General features: G+C 64.7%; 17 protein-coding genes. 1 reads left to right on the top strand and 16 read right to left on the bottom strand.

The window, feature by feature from the left end; genetic code table 11:
* Nucleotides 1-6: 6 nt before the first annotated feature.
* The 15 genes from nuoH to CCZ28_RS06515 all read right to left on the bottom strand — a co-directional run bounded on the left by nuoH (nt 7) and on the right by CCZ28_RS06515 (nt 17,594).
* The gene (nuoH, locus tag CCZ28_RS06585; RefSeq protein WP_140216980.1) at nt 7-1,017 is read right to left on the bottom strand and encodes an NADH-quinone oxidoreductase subunit NuoH; all 1,011 of its coding nucleotides are present in this window, start codon (nt 1,015-1,017) and stop codon (nt 7-9) included.
* Nucleotides 1,014-3,731 carry an NADH-quinone oxidoreductase subunit NuoG gene (gene nuoG, locus CCZ28_RS06580; protein WP_140216978.1) on the bottom strand — a complete coding sequence of 906 codons (2,718 nt, stop codon included), beginning with the start codon at nt 3,729-3,731 and terminating at the stop codon, nt 1,014-1,016. Before nuoG ends, nuoH begins: the two co-directional genes overlap by 4 nt.
* A gap of 140 nt (nt 3,732-3,871) precedes the next feature.
* Nucleotides 3,872-5,221 (bottom strand): NADH-quinone oxidoreductase subunit NuoF, encoded by a 1,350-nt coding sequence (nuoF, locus tag CCZ28_RS06575; RefSeq protein WP_140216977.1) that lies wholly within the window; start codon nt 5,219-5,221, stop codon nt 3,872-3,874.
* Entirely contained in the window at nt 5,218-5,718 is a 501-nt protein-coding gene (gene nuoE, locus CCZ28_RS06570) for an NADH-quinone oxidoreductase subunit NuoE (protein ID WP_058783357.1), read from the bottom strand. Before nuoE ends, nuoF begins: the two co-directional genes overlap by 4 nt.
* A gap of 2 nt (nt 5,719-5,720) precedes the next feature.
* Nucleotides 5,721-7,505 (bottom strand): NADH-quinone oxidoreductase subunit C/D, encoded by a 1,785-nt coding sequence (gene nuoC / locus CCZ28_RS06565; RefSeq protein ID WP_058783356.1) that lies wholly within the window; start codon nt 7,503-7,505, stop codon nt 5,721-5,723.
* A 51-nt stretch (nt 7,506-7,556) separates the two neighbouring features.
* A complete protein-coding gene (locus CCZ28_RS06560) occupies nt 7,557-8,231 on the bottom strand; it encodes a NuoB/complex I 20 kDa subunit family protein (RefSeq protein ID WP_058764025.1) in 675 nt (224 codons plus the stop codon).
* 10 nt (nt 8,232-8,241) lie between these two features.
* The gene (locus CCZ28_RS06555) at nt 8,242-8,655 is read right to left on the bottom strand and encodes an NADH-quinone oxidoreductase subunit A (RefSeq protein WP_058764023.1); all 414 of its coding nucleotides are present in this window, start codon (nt 8,653-8,655) and stop codon (nt 8,242-8,244) included.
* Between the two features lie 258 nt (nt 8,656-8,913).
* Nucleotides 8,914-9,675 (bottom strand): secretin N-terminal domain-containing protein, encoded by a 762-nt coding sequence (locus tag CCZ28_RS06550; protein WP_140216975.1) that lies wholly within the window; start codon nt 9,673-9,675, stop codon nt 8,914-8,916.
* Entirely contained in the window at nt 9,672-10,202 is a 531-nt protein-coding gene (locus CCZ28_RS06545; RefSeq protein ID WP_140216973.1) for a hypothetical protein, read from the bottom strand. Before CCZ28_RS06545 ends, CCZ28_RS06550 begins: the two co-directional genes overlap by 4 nt.
* A 15-nt stretch (nt 10,203-10,217) precedes the next feature.
* A complete protein-coding gene (locus CCZ28_RS06540; protein ID WP_140216971.1) occupies nt 10,218-11,393 on the bottom strand; it encodes a ribosomal protein uL16 3-hydroxylase in 1,176 nt (391 codons plus the stop codon).
* 201 nt (nt 11,394-11,594) lie between these two features.
* On the bottom strand, nt 11,595-12,965 hold the full coding sequence (gene purB, locus CCZ28_RS06535; RefSeq protein ID WP_140216969.1) for an adenylosuccinate lyase: 1,371 nt from the start codon (nt 12,963-12,965) through the stop codon (nt 11,595-11,597).
* Nucleotides 12,966-13,052: 87 nt separating this feature from the next.
* Complete coding sequence (gene hflD / locus CCZ28_RS06530; RefSeq protein ID WP_140216967.1) at nt 13,053-13,673, bottom strand: high frequency lysogenization protein HflD; 621 nt, start codon at nt 13,671-13,673, stop codon at nt 13,053-13,055.
* Nucleotides 13,670-14,779, bottom strand: a complete 1,110-nt coding sequence (mnmA, locus tag CCZ28_RS06525; protein ID WP_140216965.1) for a tRNA 2-thiouridine(34) synthase MnmA — start codon at nt 14,777-14,779, stop codon at nt 13,670-13,672. Before mnmA ends, hflD begins: the two co-directional genes overlap by 4 nt.
* Before the next feature lies 1 nt (nt 14,780).
* Nucleotides 14,781-15,233 (bottom strand): NUDIX hydrolase, encoded by a 453-nt coding sequence (locus CCZ28_RS06520; protein WP_140216963.1) that lies wholly within the window; start codon nt 15,231-15,233, stop codon nt 14,781-14,783.
* 129 nt (nt 15,234-15,362) lie between these two features.
* Nucleotides 15,363-17,594, bottom strand: coding sequence for an NADP-dependent isocitrate dehydrogenase (locus CCZ28_RS06515; RefSeq protein ID WP_140216961.1), 2,232 nt, complete (start codon nt 17,592-17,594; stop codon nt 15,363-15,365).
* A 421-nt stretch (nt 17,595-18,015) separates the two neighbouring features.
* Here CCZ28_RS06515 and CCZ28_RS06510 point away from each other — a divergent pair, with 421 nt between their 5' ends.
* On the top strand, nt 18,016-18,225 hold the full coding sequence (locus CCZ28_RS06510; RefSeq protein WP_140216959.1) for a hypothetical protein: 210 nt from the start codon (nt 18,016-18,018) through the stop codon (nt 18,223-18,225).
* A gap of 436 nt (nt 18,226-18,661) precedes the next feature.
* Here the strand turns inward: CCZ28_RS06510 and CCZ28_RS06500 are convergent, their stop codons facing one another.
* Nucleotides 18,662-20,128, bottom strand: a complete 1,467-nt coding sequence (locus CCZ28_RS06500) for an inorganic phosphate transporter (protein ID WP_140216955.1) — start codon at nt 20,126-20,128, stop codon at nt 18,662-18,664.
* Between the last annotated feature and the right edge of the window lie 62 nt (nt 20,129-20,190).

The following is a 20,190-nucleotide window of genomic DNA, read 5'->3' as shown; positions in this document are numbered from 1 at the left end:
AATACCTCACTGGCCGATGGCCGGCTGGGCGTTGTAGAGCACCACAGCGCCGGTCACCAGCAGATTGATCAGGGTCAGGGGCAGGCAGAACTTCCAGCTGAAGGCCATTACCTGGTCGTAGCGCGGGCGGGGGACCGAGGCGCGCAGCAGGATGAAGATCATGATGAAGAAGGCGGTCTTCAGGGCGAACCAGACGAACGACAGCCAGGGCAGGGTGTCCAGGAAGGGACCGTGCCAGCCGCCGAAGAACAGGGTTACCAGTAGCGCCGAGATCAGCACGATGCCGATGTACTCGCCGACGAAGAACATGCCCCACTTCATGCCCGCGTATTCGATGTGGTAACCGTCGGCGAGCTCCTGCTCGGCTTCCGGCTGGTCGAAAGGATGGCGGTGGGTGACGGCGATGCCGGCGATGAAGAAGGTGCAGAAGCCGAAGAACTGGGGAATGATGAACCACCAGCCCTGATGCTGCGCCTCGACGATGTCCCTCATGTTGAAGGAACCGGTCACCGCGACGATGCCCATCACCGACAAACCCATGAACACCTCGTAGGAGAGGGTCTGGGCCGAGGCACGCATGGCACCCAGCAGGGAGAACTTGTTGTTGCTCGCCCAGCCGGCGAAGAGCACGGCGTAGACGTTGACGCCGGCCATGGCGAAGAAGAACAGCAGGCCGATGTTCAGGTCCGCCACGCCCCAGGAAGGCGTGATGGGGATAACCGAGAAGGCCACCAGCAGCGAACCCATGGCGATCACCGGCGCCAGGCTGAAGATCATCTTGTCGGCGAACGGAGGCGTCCAGTCCTCCTTGAAGAACATCTTCAGCATGTCGGCGCCGAGCTGGAAGGCACCGAAGGGGCCGACCCGGTTGGGACCGTAGCGGTCCTGCCAGAGGCCCAGCAGACGCCGCTCGACGAAGCTCAGCAGCGCCCCGCAGATGACCACCGCCAAGAGGATGACGATGGCCTTGAGGATGCCGATGACCACGGCGATGAGAGTGGGGGTGAGCCAGGTCATGCCGCGGCCTCCTGCAATCCTTCCACGGTGAGGCCGGCGAAGCCCACCGGAATCCCTTCGAAGCCGGCGGGCAGGCCAACCAGGCCAGCCGACAGCTCAGGCTTGATCTGCAACGGCAGGCGCAGCTCCTGGCCAGCCACCTGCAGGCGCAGCAGGGCGCCCTCGTTGACCCCCAGGCGGTCGGCATCGGCCTTGGCCAGGGCCACGTAGGCAGCCGGGATGCGCTCGCGCACCGGCTCGGCGCGGGAGGAGGTCTCTTCGCTGCCGAACAGGTGATACAGCGGCACGGCCTGGAAGCCACTGTCGGTACCGCGCGCGGCGGCAGTCGGGACGGCGAACCAGCTCAGGCGATCACCCTGGGACTCGATCAGGCGTACGCCCGGATCGCCGGCACGCAGGTGACCACCAACTTCGTCCTGGAACTTGTTCCAGGCCTGGGGCGAGTTCCAGCCCGGCGACCAGGCGAAGGGGATCTGCTGGCGCGGCTCGGCGCTGCCGGCATAGCCTTCCATGGAGAAGGCGAAGGCGGTGTCGGCGTCCTGCGGCGCGCGCGGCTCGTGCACGCTGAGGTTGGCGCGCATGGAGGTCCGGCCACTGTAGCGGTGCGGTTCGCGGGCGAGCTTGAGGCCCTTGACGCGGAAGCTGGCGTTGGGCGCGGCGTCGCGGATGGCGGTCAGTTGCGGCGCCGCGGTGGCCACGGCATCGGTGACGTGGTCCAGCTGGGTCCAATCCACCGGACGGTTGTCCAGGGTGTTGCGCAGGGCGTGCAGCCAGCGCCAGCCCTCGCGGACCAGGCTGGAGGGATCGTAGTAGCTCGGCTCATAGACCTGGAAGAAGCGCTGGGCGCGACCTTCCTGGCTGACCAGGGTCCCGTCGCCTTCGGCGAAGCTCGCCGCCGGCAGTACCAGATCGGCGCGCTGGGCAGTGGCGGTGCGCTGGTGATCCAGCACCACCAATACCTGGGCGCGGCTCAGGGCCTGTTCGACCTGCTGGGCCGGGGCGCGGCGATAGAGATCGTTCTCCAGCACCACCAGGGCATCGGCCTGGCCATTTTCCAGGGCGGCGAAGGCGTCCTCGACGGACTCGCCGCCGTAGAGCGCCAGGCCCAGGCTATTGGCCTCGGGCACCACCAGGCTCAGGGAGCCGGCCTTGCCCTTGGCGGCCAGGGCCTTGGCCAGGTTGGCGGCCGCTTCGATCAGCGCGGGCTCACCCAAAGAGGTACCGGACACCACCAGCGGGCGCTCGGCGGCCAGCAGGGTCTCGGCCAGCAGGCGGGCCTGCTCGGCGACTTCATCACTCAGGCCTTCGACGGCCGGGGCGCTGGCGTCGATGGCATGGGCCACGGCATGACCGAAGCGGGCCAGTTCCAGCGGCGAGCCATGCAGGCGGGCATCGGCGACGTCGTCCAGGCGGGTCGCGGCGACGCTGGCGATGAACAGCGGATTGCGCTCGCTCTGGCCGATGTTCTGCACGGCAGCGTTCAGCCAGGGCTGAATCTTTTGCGCCGCGGCCATGGCCTCAGGCTTGCCCTTGACGGCCTGACGCAGGGACAGGGCCAGGCGGGCCGCGGTCTGGGTCAGATCCTCGCCGAGGACGAAGACGGCATCGTGCTTTTCCATCTCGCGCAGGGTCGGGACGGGCAGGGGACTGTCCTTGAGCACCTGCAGGACCAGGCGCACGTTGGCCAGCTCACGGGCAGCCATGCCGCTGTAGAAGTTGTCGGCGCCAACCAGTTCGCGCAGGGCGTGGTTGCTTTCCAGGCTGGCACGCGGCGAGCCGATGCCGATCACCTTCTTGCCACGCAGCAACAGGGCGGCGCGATCCAGGGCGGCGTCGATGCCGGTCTCCAGGCTGCCGTCTTTCAGCAGTGCCTGGCGCGGACGATCCTTGCGATTGACATAGCCATAGCCGAAACGGCCACGGTCGCAGAGGAAATACTGGTTCACCGAACCGTTGAAGCGGTTCTCGATGCGACGCAGTTCGCCGTAGCGTTCGCCGGGGCTGATGTTGCAGCCCGAGGAGCAGCCATGGCAGATGCTCGGGGCGAATTGCATGTCCCACTTGCGGTTGTAGCGCTCGGAGTGGGTCTTGTCGGTGAATACCCCGGTGGGGCAGACCTCGGTCAGGTTGCCGGAGAATTCGCTCTCCAGGACACCGTCCTCGACGCGGCCGAAATAGACGTTGTCATGGGCACCGTAGACGCCCAGGTCGGTACCGCCGGCATAGTCCTTGTAGTAGCGCACGCAGCGGTAGCAGGCGATGCAGCGGTTCATCTCATGAGCGACGAACGGGCCGAGGTCCTGGTTCTGGTGGGTACGCTTGGTGAAGCGATAGCGGCGCTTGTTGTGGCCGGTCATCACCGTCATGTCCTGCAGGTGGCAGTGGCCGCCTTCTTCGCAGACCGGACAGTCGTGGGGATGGTTGGTCATCAGCCATTCTATGACCGAGCTGCGGAATTCCTTGGCTTCGGCGTCTTCGATGGAGATATAGGTCTTGTCGCTGGACGGCGTCATGCAGGACATGACCAGACGTCCGCGGGTGTCGTTCTCGTCGGCGAACTGCTTGACCGCGCATTGGCGGCAGGCACCGACGCTGCCCAGCGCCGGGTGCCAGCAGAAATAGGGGATGTCGAGCCCCAGGGACAGGCAGGCTTCGAGGAGGTTGTCCGCCCCGTCGACCTCGTACGTCTTGCCGTCTACATGGATAGTGGCCATAGGGTTTTCTTCTCACCCGCGCAGGGCGGGTCTGGCTAATGGGAAAACATTCGCGCCGTCGTGGCGAGCGCCAGAGACAACGCCGGCCGGGTCGGGCCCGGCCTGAAAGCTACGAAGGCGGCCCCATGCGGGGCCGGTCTTCAGGTCACGGTCGCGGAAGCGGTCGGACGCGGCTCGCTGGGCGCCTTGCGCACGCCGGCCTCGAACTCCTCGCGGAAATACTTGATGGCACTACCCAGCGGCTCGATGGCGCCTGGTGCGTGGGCACAGAAGGTCTTGCCTGGGCCGAGGAAGTTGACCAGCTGCAGCAGGGTGTCCAGATCCCCCTGCTGGCCTTCGCCCTTCTCCAGGGCGCGCAGGAGCTTGACGCTCCACGGCAGACCGTCGCGGCAGGGGGTGCACCAGCCGCAGGATTCGCGGGCGAAGAACTCTTCCATGTTGCGCAGCAGCGAGACCATGTTGATGCTGTCGTCGACCGCCAGGGCCAGGCCGGTGCCCATCCGGGTGCCGACCTTGCCGATGCCGCCAGCGTACATCTGCGCCGAGAGGTGCTCGGGCAGCAGGAAGCCGGTACCGGCGCCACCGGGCTGCCAGCATTTCAGCTTGAACCCGTCGCGCATGCCGCCGGCGTAGTCTTCGAACAGCTCCTGGGCGGTGATGCCAAAGGGCAGTTCCCAGACGCCGGGGTTCTTCACCTTGCCGGAGAAGCCCATGAGCTTGGTGCCCATGTCTTCGCTGCCAGCCAGGGCCAGGCTCTTGTACCAGTCGACGCCGCCAGCGACGATGCCCGGCACGTTGCACAGGGTCTCGACGTTGTTGACGCAGGTGGGCTTGCCCCAGACGCCGACAGCGGCGGGGAAGGGCGGCTTGGAGCGCGGATTGGCGCGGCGGCCTTCCAGGGAATTGATCAGTGCGGTTTCTTCACCGCAGATGTAGCGCCCGGCGCCGGTGTGGACGAACAGCTCGAAGTCGAAGCCGCTGCCGAGGATGTTCTTGCCCAGAAGGCCGGCGGCCTTCGCTTCTTCCACGGCGCGCCGCAGGTTGGCGGCGGCGTCGACGTATTCGCCGCGCAGGAAGATGTAGCCACGGTAGGCCTTGAGCGCCCGGGCGCTGATCAGCATGCCTTCCACCAGCAGGTGCGGCAGCTGCTCCATGAGCAGGCGGTCCTTCCAGGTGTTGGGTTCCATCTCGTCCGCGTTGCACAGCAGGTAGCGGATGTTGAGGGATTCGTCCTTGGGCATCAGGCCCCACTTCACGCCCGTGGGAAAGCCCGCACCACCGCGCCCCTTGAGGCCGGAGTCCTTGACTTCCTGGACGATGGCGTCGGGCGCCAGCTCGGTCAGCGCCTTGCGCGCTGCGGCGTAGCCGTTCTTGGCCTGGTATTCCTCCAGCCAGACCGGAGCGCCGTCGTCACGTAGGCGCCAGGTCAGCGGATGGGTCTCGGGAGTACGGGCGATGCTGTTGGCAGGCCCGAAGGAGGTCAGTCTCATGCGTATCCCTCCAGCAGTTTGGCCACGCCCGCGGGTTGGACATCGCCATGGGTATCGTCGTCGATCATCAGCGCCGGGGCCTTGTCGCAATTGCCCAGGCAGCACACCGGCAGCAGGGTGAAGCGGCTGTCGGCGGTGGTCTGGCCGAGGCCGATGCCCAGCTGGCGCTGGATCTCGCCGACCACGGACTCGTGGCCGCCGATGTAGCAGGTCATGCTGTCGCACACGCGGATGATGTGGCGACCGACCGGTACACGGAAGATCTGGCTGTAGAAGGTTGCCACGCCCTCGACGTCGCTGGCCGGGATGCCCAGCACCTCACTGATGGCGTAGATGGCGCCGTCCGGCACCCAGCCGCGTTCCTTCTGGACGATCTTCAGGGCCTCGATAGACGCCGCGCGCGGGTCCTCGTAGTGGTGCATCTCGTGTTCGATGGCCGAGCGCTCGGTGTCGCTCAGGACGAAACGGTCGGTTTGGATCAGGGTTTCGGTGCTCATGCTCAGCGGTCCACGTCGGCCATGACGAAGTCGATACTGCCCAGGTAGGCAATCAGGTCGGACACCATGCTGCCGCGGATGACGGCCGGGATCTGCTGCAGATGCGGGAAGCTCGGCGTCCGGATGCGGGTGCGGTAGCTCATGGTGCTGCCATCGCTCGTCAGGTAGTAGCTGTTGGCGCCCTTAGTCGCCTCGATCATCTGGAAGGCTTCGCCGGCCGGCATCACCGGACCCCAGGACACCTGCAGGAAGTGGGTGATCAGGGTCTCGATGTGCTGCAGGGTGCGTTCCTTGGGCGGCGGCGTGGTCAGCGGGTGATCCGCCTTGTACGGGCCTTCGGGCATGTGCTGCAGGCACTGCTCGATGATGCGCAGGCTCTGGCGCATCTCCTCGACGCGCAGCATGCCGCGGTCGTAGCAGTCGCCGTTATGGGCGATGGGCACCTCGAACTCGAAGTTCTCGTAGCCGGAGTAGGGGCGGGCCTTGCGCAGGTCGAAGTCCAGGCCGGTGGCGCGCAGGTTGGCACCGGTGACGCCCCACTCGAGGGCTTCCTTGGTGTTGTACGCCGCGACGCCCTTGGTCCGGCCGACCAGGATGCTGTTCTTCATCGCCGCCTTTTCGTACTCGTCCAGGCGCTTGGGCATCCAGTCGAGGAATTCGCGGACCAGCTTGTCCCAGCCGCGCGGCAGGTCGTGGGCGACGCCGCCGATGCGGAACCAGGCCGGGTGCATGCGGAAGCCGGTGATGGCCTCGATGACCTTGTAGGCGCGCTGGCGGTCAGTGAAGGTGAAGAACACCGGGGTCATGGCGCCGACGTCCTGGATGTAGGTACCCAGGTACAGCAGGTGACTGTTGATGCGGAAGAACTCGGCCATCATCACCCGGATGAAGTCGACCCGCGACGGCACCTTGATGCCGGCGAGCTTTTCCACCGAGAGCACGTAGGGCAGGTTGTTCATCACCCCGCCGAGGTAGTCGATGCGGTCGGTGTAGGGGATGTAGCTGTGCCAGGACTGGCGCTCGGCCATCTTCTCGGCGCCCCGGTGGTGGTAGCCGATCTCCGGTACGCAGTCGACGATCTCTTCGCCGTCCAGCTGCAGGATGATGCGGAAGGCACCGTGGGCGGAAGGGTGGTTCGGGCCCAGGTTGAGGAACATGAAGTCGGAATTCTCCGCATGCTCCTTCATGCCCCATTCCTCGGGCTTGAATCTCAGGGTTTCCTGTTCGAGATCCTGCTTGGCGGCGTTCAGCGCATAGGGATCGAACTCGGTGGCCCGCGCCGGATAGTCCTTGCGCAGCGGGTGGCCCTGCCAGTTGTCGGCCATCAGCATGCGCTTGGGCAGCGGGTGACCGTCGAAATGGATGCCGTACATGTCCAGTACTTCCCGCTCGTACCAGTTGGCATTGGGGAAGATGCCGGTGGCGGTGGGCAGGCGCAGGTCACCCGCGGACAGCGCCACCTTGATCATCACATCGCTGTTACGTTCGATGGAGAGCAGGTGGTAGAAGACGGTGAAGTCCGCGTTGGGCAGGCCGCGGCGGTGGGTCCGCAGCCGCTCGTCCACGCCATGCAGGTCATAGAGCATGACGTAGGGGCGGGGCAGGTTGCGCAGGAAGCGCAGCACTTCGATGATTTTTTCGCGCGCCACCCAGATCACCGGCATGCCGGTACGGGTGTCTTGCAGGGTCAAGGCGTCTGCGCCGAAATGGCCCTGGAGTTCGCCAACCACCGACGCTTCGCCGGCAGGGGCGAGCGCAGAGGCGGACAGAGCGGTGTCTGCGGTCATGATGTTCCGTCGCTATCTATCGTCGTCAGCATGTAAGTCCCGAAAGGGGACTTACACTTCGTCTGGGCTGCGCAGGTTGGTGACCTGGATGCGGCGCTCGCGGTTCTGCTCGCGCTGCGAAGGCATTTCGGCGCGGTAGATCCCCTGGTCACCCACCACCCAGGACAGCGGGCGGCGCTCTTCGCCGATGGAGTCTTGCAGGAGCATCAGGCCCTGCAGGAAGGCTTCGGGGCGCGGCGGGCAGCCAGGCACATAGACGTCGACGGGCAGGAACTTGTCCACGCCCTGAACGACCGAGTAGATGTCGTACATACCGCCAGAGTTGGCGCAGGCACCCATGGAGATCACCCACTTGGGTTCCAGCATCTGCTCGTACAGGCGCTGGATGACCGGGGCCATCTTCATGAAGGGCGTGCCGGCGATGACCATGAAGTCGGCCTGACGCGGCGATGCCCGGATGACTTCGGCACCGAAGCGGGCGATGTCATGGGGGGCCGTGAAGGCGGTAGTCATTTCCACGTAGCAGCAGGACAGGCCGAAGTTATAGGGCCACAGGGAGTTCTTGCGCCCCCAATTGACCGCGCCCCGCAGGACATCTTCGAGCTTGCCCATGAAGATGCTGCGGTTGACCTGACTTTCGACCGGGTCGGCCACGGTTTCCCGTTGGCCGGCCGGATAACGGTCTACCGCCGCATCGGGATCGATCCGGGTGAGTTTGTATTGCATTGCCAAAGCCTCATTGTTTCGACTTCGCCTGCCGCTGGCGACGACTCGCAGGCGCCCAATCGAGCGCTCCGATTCGCCACAGGTAGACAAGACCCGCCAACAGAATTGCTATGAAAATGGCTGCTTCCACGAAGCCGGCCCATCCCGATTCACGGATGGATACCGACCAGGCGAAGAGAAAGAGGGCTTCGACGTCGAAGATCACGAACAGCATCGCGACCAGATAGAACTTGGCAGAAAGGCGAAGACGGGCACCCCCGGTAGGGACGATGCCGGACTCGAAGGGATCGTTCTTGCTACGACCTACGGCCTTGCTGCCGAGGAGGCTGGAGACTCCGAGCATGAAGGCGATCAGACCGACCACGCCCAGGAGGAATACCGCGAAGCTCCAGTTGTGGGTCAGTAGGCTGATCGACTCAGACATGCTTTGAATCCTTAATTATGGGTATCAGGCGCAATCAGTGCGACACGGTGTCGCAAGGCGGACAGATTTTATGCTCTATCGATTCATTCTGTAAATTTATTGGCCTAAAAAGATTCTATTTGACTGCTTTGAATCAAATTAAACCAAACTTGGTTTTTATATGAGAATGAATATAAGAATTATTCTCGATTGACCGAGTGTTTCTTATGAACCCTAGATTGCAGAGCGTAGCGAGAGTTCTCCCATTCGCCAATTTTGTCAGTCGATCAGGTCGGCTCTGATGCTCAACTGTCGGTCGTTGCGGCCTTCGGTGGAGTAATACCGGGTGAGACCGGAACGGTCGTCTTCCACCTGCTGGCGAAAGCCACCGAGATCCAGCCACTGGCCCAGGGGGCCGCTGATGCGGGTCGCGGCGCTCTGGGTCTTGACGGTGCCCGGATGCATCGCCGCGGCGCGGTCGTCGACGCTGGTGATGTCCAGGTGAACCAGGTTGCCACTCAGGCGCGCGACGACCTGGAAGCCCCGCTCCAGGCGACGATAGTCGGTCTGGGCATAGCTCTGGCCGTAGGGGGAGGTCTGGTAGGTGGTCACGGGAACGTCTTCGCCGAAGCGGATGAAGGCCGGGTAGCCCTCGGTGACCTGGACGCGCTGGGCGCCATTCTCCGCTTGGTCGGTGCTGTTCTCGATGATGCGCACCCGTGGCGAGCGTACGTCACCCGCCACGTCATAGCCCTGGCTGGCACCGCTACTGCCGGCGCGGGTGGCGAGGGTGATGAGCAGGCGCCGCGGCTGGGTATCCAGTTGCGCCAGCAGATTCTTGATCTCGGCGATCTTCACCGGCTCGGCGTTGACGATCAACTGGTTGCCGTAGACGTTGATCTTGCCTTCGGCGCCAAGCACCGATTGCAGGGTGGGCAGCAGATCATCGGCCGTGCGGTATTGCAGCGGTATGACCTCGGTTCTCGGCGCGGCCCAGGCGCAGGTGGTCAGGAGCAGCAGTAGGGCCAGCAGATGTTTCACAGCACCATCCTCCGCAGTTCCAGATCCGGCTGGCTTATGGCCCAGAGACGGTCGAAGACCTGTTGCTGGACCTTGACCGCGGCACGATCGCCGTAGCGCACGAAACCCTGGGGCACGGCGGTGTTGGTGCGCCGCAACAAGGCCAGGTCATCGACGATGAGACAGGCACCTTCCGGTCGCTGATCCGTGGGTGGTCGCCGGATCAGCAGATTGCTGGTCAGTCGCTGCGCCAGGGTGACGAGGCAGTGCCCCTGGCGTACGGCGGAGGCACTGTCGTTGACCAGGATACGGACCTGATGGCGGGGCTGTCCGAGCAGCAGGCGCTTGATGGCCGCTTCGATCTCGGCGTGGTCGTAGAGGGCGCCTTCCAGATCGGGCGTCTGGATGGACAGCTGGCGACGCCCCTGGCCAATGAGGCGGACGCTGTGCTCGCGCAAGGCGTCCAGACCTTCGAGGCGCAGGGCGAAATCCTCGCCGAGCTGGGGTTCGGGCAGGCCGTCCAGGGTTAGATCGAAGGATTCGTCCACGGCGGCCCCCCTTATTCAGTCCTCGTCGTCCTCCGCGAAAATCAGGCTGCCCTGCTGGAGCAGTTCACGGATCAGACGCATGGCGTCGTCGTCCTGCAGCCAGGGCGCGAGATTGGCCTGATGCAGCACTTCCGCCGAGCATAGCAGGTCGAGCAGCGGTTGCAGATCCAGCGGCAGCAGACGGCTCTGGCCGCTGGCGAAGACCATCACCTCGTCATCCAGGCGGCTCCAGGCCAGGCGCCCACTCGGGTTGCGCATGAGTAGGGCGCCCTGGTCGAGGGCCTGGCGCAGTTGTTCGCTGCTGAGGGTTTCCCCGGCGACCCGCTCCGGGTAGCGCGGCTCGGTCATGTATTGGCCGAACCAGGCCAGCAGCAGGCGATCGTCGCCTAGGTGACGCGCCATCAGGGTGCGCAGGCGCTTGATGGCGTCCGGGGTGATCTCGGCGTGACTGGGGCTGGCCGGGTTGCTGCCGGCGTCGCTGTAGCGCTCGTCCTCGGGAATGAACTGGGCGAGGAAGTCGGTGTAGTGGGTGAGGACCTCGCCGGCACTGGGCGCGCGGAAGCCGATGGAGTAGGTCATGCACTCGTCTTCGGCGATGCCGTCATGGGCCAGGCCCGGCGGCAGATAGAGCATGTCGCCCGGCTCCAGGACCCACTCGTCGGTCTGCCGGAAGTCAGCGAGGATCTTGAGTTCCAGGCCGTCGATCAAGGGACTGTCGGCATCGCAGTGCTGGCCGATGCGCCAGCGGCGGCGACCGTGTCCTTGCAGCAGGAAGACGTCGTAGTGATCGTAGTGCGGGCCGACGCCACCGCCGGGAGCGGCATAGCTGATCATGACGTCGTCGACGCGCCAGCTGGGCAGGAAGCGGAAGGACTCCAGCACCTCGGCCACCTCGGGGACGAACTGGTCCACCGATTGCACCAGCAGGGTCCAGTCGCGCTCGGGCAGGCTGGCGAAGGTGTCTTCGGGCAGCGGGCCGCGACGCAGCTCCCAGGTGCGGTCCTGGCCGATGATCAGGCGCGATTCGATTTCGTCTTCCAGCGACAGGCCGGCCAGTTCGTCGGGCTCCAGGGGACTCTGGAAGTCCGGGATGGCCTGGCGGATCAGCAGGGGTTTCTGCTGCCAGTAGTCGCGCAGGAATTCACGGGCGGTCAGGCCGCCGAGCAGTTGCAGGGGTTGATCCGGGTTCATGCACACCTCGCGCAATGAAAAACGCCCGGCGGTGCCGGGCGTGAGAAAGAAATCAGCCTCAGAACCTGTTCACGATCTCGCGAGCTAGAGCCAAACAAGGCGAAAAGACCTGAGGAAGCGGAGTTTACGAGTGGTAAATGAGCATTCCGAAGGTCTTTTCAACGCAGTTTGGCCGACGCGCAGCAGATCGTGAATAGGTTCTCAGACCCGACGGGCCTGCTCGGCGGCATTACCGATATAACCGGCCGGGGTCAGCTGGCGCAGTTCGGCCTTGGCCGCCTCGGGGATTTCCAGGCCGTCGATGAAGTCCTGCAGAGCGCTGGCGCTGATGCCCTTGCCGCGGGTCAGCTCCTTGAGCTTCTCGTAGGGGTTGGCGACGCCATAGCGACGCATCACGGTCTGCACCGGCTCGGCGAGGACTTCCCAGCAGGCGTCCAGGTCTTCGGCGATGCGCGCGGCGTTGAGTTCCAGCTTGCCGATGCCCTTGAGGGTGGCTTCGTAGGCGATTACGCCGTGGGCCAGGCCGGTGCCCAGGTTGCGCAGCACGGTGGAGTCGGTCAGGTCACGCTGCCAGCGGGAGATCGGCAGCTTGCTGGCCAGGTGCTGGAGGATGGCGTTGGCGATACCCAGGTTGCCTTCGGAGTTCTCGAAGTCGATGGGGTTGACCTTGTGCGGCATGGTCGAGGAGCCGATCTCGCCGGCCACGGTCTTCTGCTTGAAGTAGCCGAGGGAGATGTAGCCCCAGACGTCCCGGTCGAAGTCGATCAGGATGGTGTTGAAGCGGGCGATGGCGTCGAACAACTCGGCGATGTAGTCGTGCGGCTCGATCTGGGTGGTGTAGGGATTCCAGGTCAGGCCGAGGTCGTCTTCGATGAAGGTGCGGGCATTGGCTTCCCAGTCGACATCCGGGTAGGCGGACAGGTGGGCGTTGTAGTTGCCCACGGCGCCGTTGATCTTGCCCAGCGGACGGATGGCGGCGATCTGCTCGATCTGGCGCTCCAGGCGATAGACCACGTTGGCCAGTTCCTTGCCCAGGCTGGTGGGGGAGGCGGGCTGGCCGTGGGTGCGGGAGAGCATGGGCACGTCGGCGAAACGATGGGCCAGCACGCGGATCTCGCCGGTGATCTGGCGCATCAGCGGCAGCAGCACCTGGTCGCGGCCTTCACGCAGCATCAGCGCATGGGACAGGTTGTTGATGTCCTCGGAAGTGCAGGCGAAGTGGATGAATTCGCTCACCGCGGCCAGCTCGGGCAGGCCGGCGACTTCTTCCTTGAGCAGGTATTCAATGGCCTTGACGTCGTGGTTGGTGGTGCGTTCGATGTCCTTGACCCGCTGCGCCTGCTCGGCGCTGAACTCGGTGGCCAGCTTGTCCAGCAGGGCATTGGCCTCGGCGGAGAAGGGCGCGACCTCGGGAATGCCCGCGTGGGCGGCCAGGCGCTGCAGCCAGCGGACCTCGACCTGGGCGCGGAAACGGATCAGGCCGAATTCGCTGAAGATGGGGCGCAGGGCGGCGGTCTTGCCGGCGTAACGGCCGTCGATGGGCGATACGGCGGTGAGCGAGGAGAGCTGCATGGGCATTCTCTTGGTAGCGGGGGAGAAAGGGGCGGAATTCTACACGCAAAGGCCGGGGCTTTAGTACCGCCGCCGGCCATTCCGGCGTCAGGCGTTGCGCAGGGGGTAGAGGTTGTCGAGCAACTTGCGGCGGTTGAGCACCAGCTGCCAGCGATGGCCGCCGAGCTGGCGCCACAGGCGCGCGGAGCGGATGCCGGCTAGCAGCAGGGCGCGCACTCGCGAGGCGGTCGCCGACTGCTGCAGGTAGCGCATTTCACCGTGCACCTGGATGCGCTGCTTGAAGGTGCTCAGGGTGTCTTCATAGAGACCCCCGCAAGCGGCGATCACATTTTCGTGGGTCACGCCGAAATGCTCGACCTGCGACTGGATCTGGGTGAGGCGCCGGCCGATGAGGTCGAGCAGGTCACCGCGCTTTTCCAGCTTGCGCTCCAGGGCGGTCATCGCCAGGGCGTAGCGCAGGGGCTCGCGCTGCAGGCTATTGGGATTGCGCTCCAGGGTGCTGGAGAGGGCGCCGAGGCCCTCGCGCAAGGGTGTGACGCTGCCGCCATAGACCTCCAGGGTGCTACCGGGGTCGCGCACCAGCAGACTGCCGAGCAGACAGGCCAGGGGTTCTTCGGGCACCTGGCCAGTGCGCGCCAGCTGGTCGACCAGCACGGCGGCCTGGAAGACGCCACCCAGGGCGATGAGTTGTTCCTGGGTGCGATTCATGCGGCAGGCGCCTCGGCGCAGGCGGGTACGGTGTGTTCGATCACGCCGCCGCCCAGGCAGACGTCGCCGTCGTAGAAGACCACCGACTGGCCGGGGGTCACCGCCCGCTGGGGTTCGTCGAACACCACTCGGTAGCCGGCGCCCTGGCGCTCGATCTGGCAGGGCTGGTCTTGCTGGCGATAGCGGACCTTGGCGGTGAGGCGACGCGGCTGGGCGAGGTCCAGGTCGTTGACCCAGAACATCTCGCCGACGGTCAGGGCCTCGGCGAACAGCCAGGGATGGGCATTGCCCTGGCCGACGACCAGCACGTTACGGGTCAGGTCCTTGGCCAGCACGTACCAGGGCTCGTCACCGGCGTCCTTCATGCCGCCGATGCCCAGCCCCTGGCGCTGGCCGATGGTGTGGTACATCAGGCCATGGTGGCGGCCGATGACTTCGCCGGTGGTGGTCTCGATATCGCCCGGCTGGGCTGGCAGGTACTGCTTGAGGAAGTCGCTGAAGCGCCGCTCGCCGATGAAGCAGATGCCGGTGGAATCCTTCTTGCGCGCGGTGGCCAGGCCATGCAGTTCGGCGATGGCGCGGACCTCGGGTTTTTCCAGTTCGCCCACCGGGAAGAGGGTGCGCGCCAGTTGCTCGCCGCCCACGGCGTGGAGGAAGTAGCTCTGGTCCTTGTTCGCATCCAGGCCCTTGAGCAGCAGGGTCTGGCCGTCGACGTCGCGGCGGCGCACGTAGTGGCCGGTGGCGATCAGGTCGGCGCCCAGAGCCAGGGCATAGTCGAGGAAGGCCTTGAACTTAATTTCGCGGTTGCAGAGGATGTCCGGGTTCGGTGTCCGGCCAGCCTTGTATTCGGCGAGGAAGTGCTCGAAGACATTGTCCCAGTACTCGGCGGCGAAGTTGGCCGTGTGCAGCTTGATGCCGATGCGGTCGCAGACCGCCTGGGCGTCGGCCAGGTCTTCCTTGGCGGTGCAGTACTCGGTGCCGTCGTCCTCGTCCCAGTTCTTCATGAACAGGCCCTCGACCTGATAGCCCTGCTCCTTGAGCAATAGGGCCGAGACCGAGGAATCCACTCCGCCGGACATGCCGACGATGACGCGGGTGCCGTTCACTTCAAAAACCTCTCATATCTACGATCATCGACAGGGGATAGCGGTGTCCGCCCAGGTATTTCTCGATGGCGTCCAAGACCAGCGGACTGCGTAGCCGGGCCTGCTCGGCGCGGATCTCGTCGAGGGTCAGCCACACCGCACGGGTGATGTCGGCGTCCAGGGCGCGCTCGGCTTCATGAGCCACTGGCTGGGCATGGAAGGCGGTGCGGTAGTAGGTGACGCCATTGCTCGGCGCGGTATACAGCCCGATGCCGATCACGCCTTGGATCTCTACCCGCCAGGCGGTCTCTTCCAGCGTTTCACGATAGGCCGCCTCGATCAGGCTCTCGCCCGGCTCCAGATGCCCGGCTGGCTGATTGAGCACCAGGCGGCCCTGTTTCTCTTCCTCGACCAGCAGAAAACGGCCGGCGTCTTCCACCACGGTGGCCACGGTGACGTGGGCGTGCCAATCCATCTCGGACTCCGCTATCGGTAATCGCGCAGTATACGCCTTAAGATCTGCCGCTCCCAAATGCAGCGAACCCCGGCCGGGGCCGGGGTTCGCTGGTATCACCCATTCAGGCTGTGGACGCAGCCCTCAGGCTCAGCCCTTGAGCTGGGCCAGGGCAGCGTTGAGCGTGGCGCTCGGACGCATAGCCTGGCTGGTCTTGGCCTGGTCGGGGTGGTAGTAGCCACCGATGTCCACCGGCTGGCCCTGGACGCCGTTCAGCTCGGCGACCACCTTGGCTTCGTCGGCGGTCAGCGACTTGGCTACCGGTTCGAACTGGGCTTTCAGCTCGGCGTCGTCGTTCTGCTCTGCCAGCGCCTGGATCCAGTACAGCGCCAGGTAGAAGTGGCTGCCACGGTTGTCCAGTTCACCGGCTTTGCGCGACGGCGACTTGTTGCTGTCGAGGAACTTGCCGTTGGCCTGATCCAGGGTCTTGGCCAGCACCTTGGCCTTGGCGTTACCGGTGGTCTCGCCCAGGTGGTTGAGGGATTCGGCCAGGGCTAGGAATTCGCCCAGGGAGTCCCAGCGCAGGTGGTTTTCCTGCACGAATTGCTGGACGTGCTTGGGCGCGGAGCCGCCGGCACCGGTCTCGAACAGGCCGCCGCCATTCATCAGCGGGACGATGGACAGCATCTTGGCGCTGGTGCCCAGTTCCATGATGGGGAAGAGGTCGGTCAGGTAGTCACGCAGGACGTTACCGGTCACCGAGATGGTGTCCTCGCCCTTGCGGATGCGCTCCAGGGAGACGCGGGTGGCGTCCTCGGGCGACAGGATACGGATGTCCAGGCCATTGGTGTCGTGGTCCTTGAGATAGCGCTCGACCTTGGCGATGACCTGGGCGTCGTGGGCGCGGTTCTGGTCCAGCCAGAAGATCGCCGGGGTGTTGCTGGCGCGGGCGCGATTGACGGCGAGCTTGACCCAGTCCTGGATCGGCGCGTCCTTGGCCTGGCACATACGCCAGATGTCACCGGTTTCGACCGGGTGCTCGAAGATCACCTTGCCTTGGTCGTCGGTCACGCGCACGGTGCCGTCGACGGGGATCTGGAAGGTCTTGTCGTGGGAGCCGTATTCCTCGGCCTTCTGTGCCATCAGGCCGACATTGGGCACGCTGCCCATGGTTTTCGGATCGAAGGCGCCGTTCTTCTTGCAGTCCTCGATCACCACCTGGTAGACGCCGGCGTAGCAGCGGTCGGGGATGATGGCCTTGGTGTCCTGCAGGTTGCCTTCGGCGTTCCACATCTTGCCGGAATCACGGATCATGGCCGGCATGGAGGCGTCGACGATGACGTCGCTCGGCACGTGCAGGTTGGTGATGCCCTTGTCGGAGTTGACCATGGCCAGTGCCGGGCGCTGGGCGTATTGGGCGTCGAAATCGGCCTTGATGGCGGCCTGGGTGGCTTCGGGCAGGCTGGACAGGCGGGCGTAGAGGTCGCCGATACCGTTGTTGCGGTCGAAGCCGACTTCCTTCAGGACGGCCTTGTGCTTGGCCAGCACGTCCTTGTAGAACTCGCCGACGATGACACCGAACATGATGGGGTCGGAGACCTTCATCATGGTGGCCTTCAGGTGCACGGAGAACAGCACACCCTGCGCCTTGGCGTCTTCGATCTGGGCGTTGATGAAGCTCGCCAGGGCCTTGCGGCTCATGGTGGAGGCATCGACGATCTCGCCGGCCTTGACCGCGGTCTTCTCTTTCAGGACCTTGACGCTGCCGTCCTTGCCGATCAATTCGATCTTCAGGCTGCCAGCGTTCTCGATGGTGGCCGAGCGCTCGCTGCCGTAGAAGTCATGGGCATCCATGTGGGCGACGTGGGACTTGGAGTCGGCGCTCCAGGCACCCATGCGATGGGGATGCTTGCGGGCGTAATTCTTGACCGACAGGGGCGCGCGACGGTCGGAGTTGCCTTCGCGCAGGACCGGGTTCACGGCACTGCCCTTGACCTTGTCGTAGCGGGCCTTGACGTCCTTTTCCTTGTCGTCCTTGGGCTCGTCCGGGTAGTCCGGCAGGGCATAACCCTGGCCCTGCAGCTCCTTGATCGCGGCCTTGAGCTGCGGGACAGAGGCGCTGATGTTGGGCAGCTTGACGATGTTGGCTTCGGGAGTGGTGGCCAGTTCGCCGAGTTCGGCGAGGTGGTCGGAGATGCGCTGCTCTTCCTTCAGATACTCGGGGAAGAGGGCGATGATGCGGCCGGCAAGGGAGATGTCACGGGTTTCGAGGGCGACGCCGGACGAGGCGGTGATGGCCTCGACGATGGGGAGCAGCGAATAGGTCGCCAGGGCGGGCGCTTCGTCGGTCAGGGTGTAGATGATCTTCGACGTGGTGGACATGTCTTGCTTTAACTCCTCTTTATCACAGCTGTGGCGCGAAGCCGGGCGAGCGAGGATCGACCCTGAAGTCGATAGACGCCCCAAGAAGGCGTTATCGGGCCGCGGAGTAGGCGCGACCCGATGGACGTGCGATGCGACAAAGCGTCGCTGCGGAAGTTGCGCGGTCGGCCGATACAGCCAGCGGAACCGGCAGGGCCTGCAGCGACCCGTCAGTCGCGGGAGTATATCAGCGCGGCGCCTGGCGTGCATTCGTACCGCTGCTGGATGACGGTGGGGGACGGTTGCCGGCCCGGGCGGGCGGCGGGAAGATCGCGGAAGTACGCAAGATCAGGTCAATGGTATTGACCAATCGACGACTGGCTCTGCACGGGAGTTGCTTAGGGGACTAAACTATTGACCCTCCAAATTTCAAGAGGTCGTTATGAAAACCAAGGACAGTGCGTCCAAAAGCCGTTCCTGGGCGATCATTGGGCTGGAAACGCTCGTCATCGTCGCCCTGTCGCTGTACATCGCCTTCGGCGTTGGCCTGTTCATCAAGCACCACTGCTGGGACACCCTGACCCCGCAGCAGCAAGACCAGATCCTCGAGCAGATGAGCCGCAGCGCTCAGGAAAATACCCTGCTCACCTGATTCGCTCGAATCACCTCTCCTTATAACGACAAGAATCCACCTTTTTCTCCGCGCATCGTCTGGATCGCCGTGGCCGCTTCGTCACGCCTTGCGTTTGGCCGGGGCCTGGTTGGTTAGCAGGCCAAGTGCTTGCGGGTGGTTGCGGGCGCGGAAGCTGGGGACGAAGCCGTCGACTTGGATGGCAGCTGAGCTACTGGGCGCGCACGACGTGCCAGGCGGAGCATTGCCCAGAGGATGGCCAGCGCCAGGGCCAGCCAGCCGAGGATGAGAAGAAGGATGTAGGTCGCAGGAGTCATTGACGTTCACCGTACGGCTGTCTCGGAAAAGGTGTCGCTGCGGACACATTTCACTAGACTCGTCAATAGCTATCCTGTTCGGGCTTTCCCGACGAGGGGTGCGGCCAGGCGACACTCGCGCATCGCCCGGCCAGCCCGGATCAGAGGAACAGGTGGGCCAGCCAGAACAGGCCGGCGGATAGCGCCATGGAGGCGGGCAGGGTTAGCACCCAGGCCATGAGGATGTTGCGCACCGTGCTGCCCTGCAGACCACTGCGGTTGGCGACCATGGTGCCGGCCACGCCCGAAGACAGCACATGGGTAGTGGAGACGGGCAGGGCGAAGACGTTGGCCATGCCGATGGCCGCCACCGCAGTCACCTGGGCGCTGACGCCCTGGGCATAGGTCATGCCCTGGCGACCGATCTTCTCGCCCACCGTCAGCACCACCCGGCGCCAGCCGACCATGGTGCCGATGCCCAGGGCCAGGGCGACGGCGATGATGACCCAGAAGGGCGCGTATTCGGTGGTGCTGGTGAGGTCCTTGCGCAGCCGGCTCAGGTCGTCGCGATCACGGGCGGTCAGCACCGGCAGCTTGCTGACCTTCTTGGCGGTATCGTCCAGGCACAGCAGGTAGCGGCGCACCTGTTGACGATGGTCATCGCTCATGGCGCGGTAGTCGGTGATGCCTTCCAGATCGGCCAGCAGCGCCTTCAGCGTCGGCAGGGTCATGTGGGGAGCGCAGCGGAATTCCTGGGGCAGGTCGCGATTGCCGGGTACCTCGACGAGGAAGTCCTTGAGGTTATCGCCCTGGCGCTCATAGAACTGGCCCAGGTGGATGGCCGCGTCGCGGGTGCGCTCGATCTGGTAGGTGGTGCTATCCAGGTCGAGGACGAACTTGGCCGGGACGATACCGATCAGCACCAGCATGATCAGGCCGATGCCTTTCTGGCCATCGTTGGAGCCATGCACGAAGCTCATGCCCATGGCCGAGAGGACCAGCATCAGCCGATTCCAGAAGGGCGGGTGCTTCTTGGCGTCCAGTTCGCGACGCTGTTCGGGGGTCTTGTGCATCTTCGACAGCGGCCGCCAGCGCTTGAGGGCGATGAGTAGCAGGCCGGCGACCGCGAAGCCGGCCAGCGGCGAGAAGATCAGCGACAGGCCGATGTCGATCGCCTTCTGCCAGTTGACGCCTTCGCTCATCGGGATGCCGGTCAGCAGGGCGTTGGTCACGCCGACGCCGAGGATGGAGCCGATCAGGGTATGGGAGCTGGAGGCGGGAATGCCGAAGTACCAGGTGCCCAGGTTCCAGGTGATGGCCGCCGCGAGCAGGGAGAACACCATGGCCAGGCCGTGGCCGGTGTTGACGTTGATCAGCAGCTCCACCGGCAGCAGGTGAACGATGGCATAGGCCACGCCAACGCCGCCGAGCAGCACTCCGAGGAAGTTGAAGATGCCGGAGAAGAGCACCGCGAGATGCGGCGGCATCGCCTTGGTGTAGATCACCGTGGCGACGGCATTGGCGGTGTCGTGGAAGCCATTGATGAATTCAAAGGCCAGCACGAAGGCCAGGGCCAGGACGAGGCTGATGGCGACCCAGGCGTGGAGTCCGCTGAAAAGTTCGAACATGGGGATACGTCGACAGTTGGCAGGCGCGAATTATGGCAGAAAAATGACTGCCACCATCGCCG

Source organism: Pseudomonas oryzihabitans (genome assembly GCF_006384975.1).
GTDB lineage: Bacteria > Pseudomonadota > Gammaproteobacteria > Pseudomonadales > Pseudomonadaceae > Chryseomonas > Chryseomonas psychrotolerans_B.
This window is presented reverse-complemented; position numbering and strand designations above follow the sequence as displayed.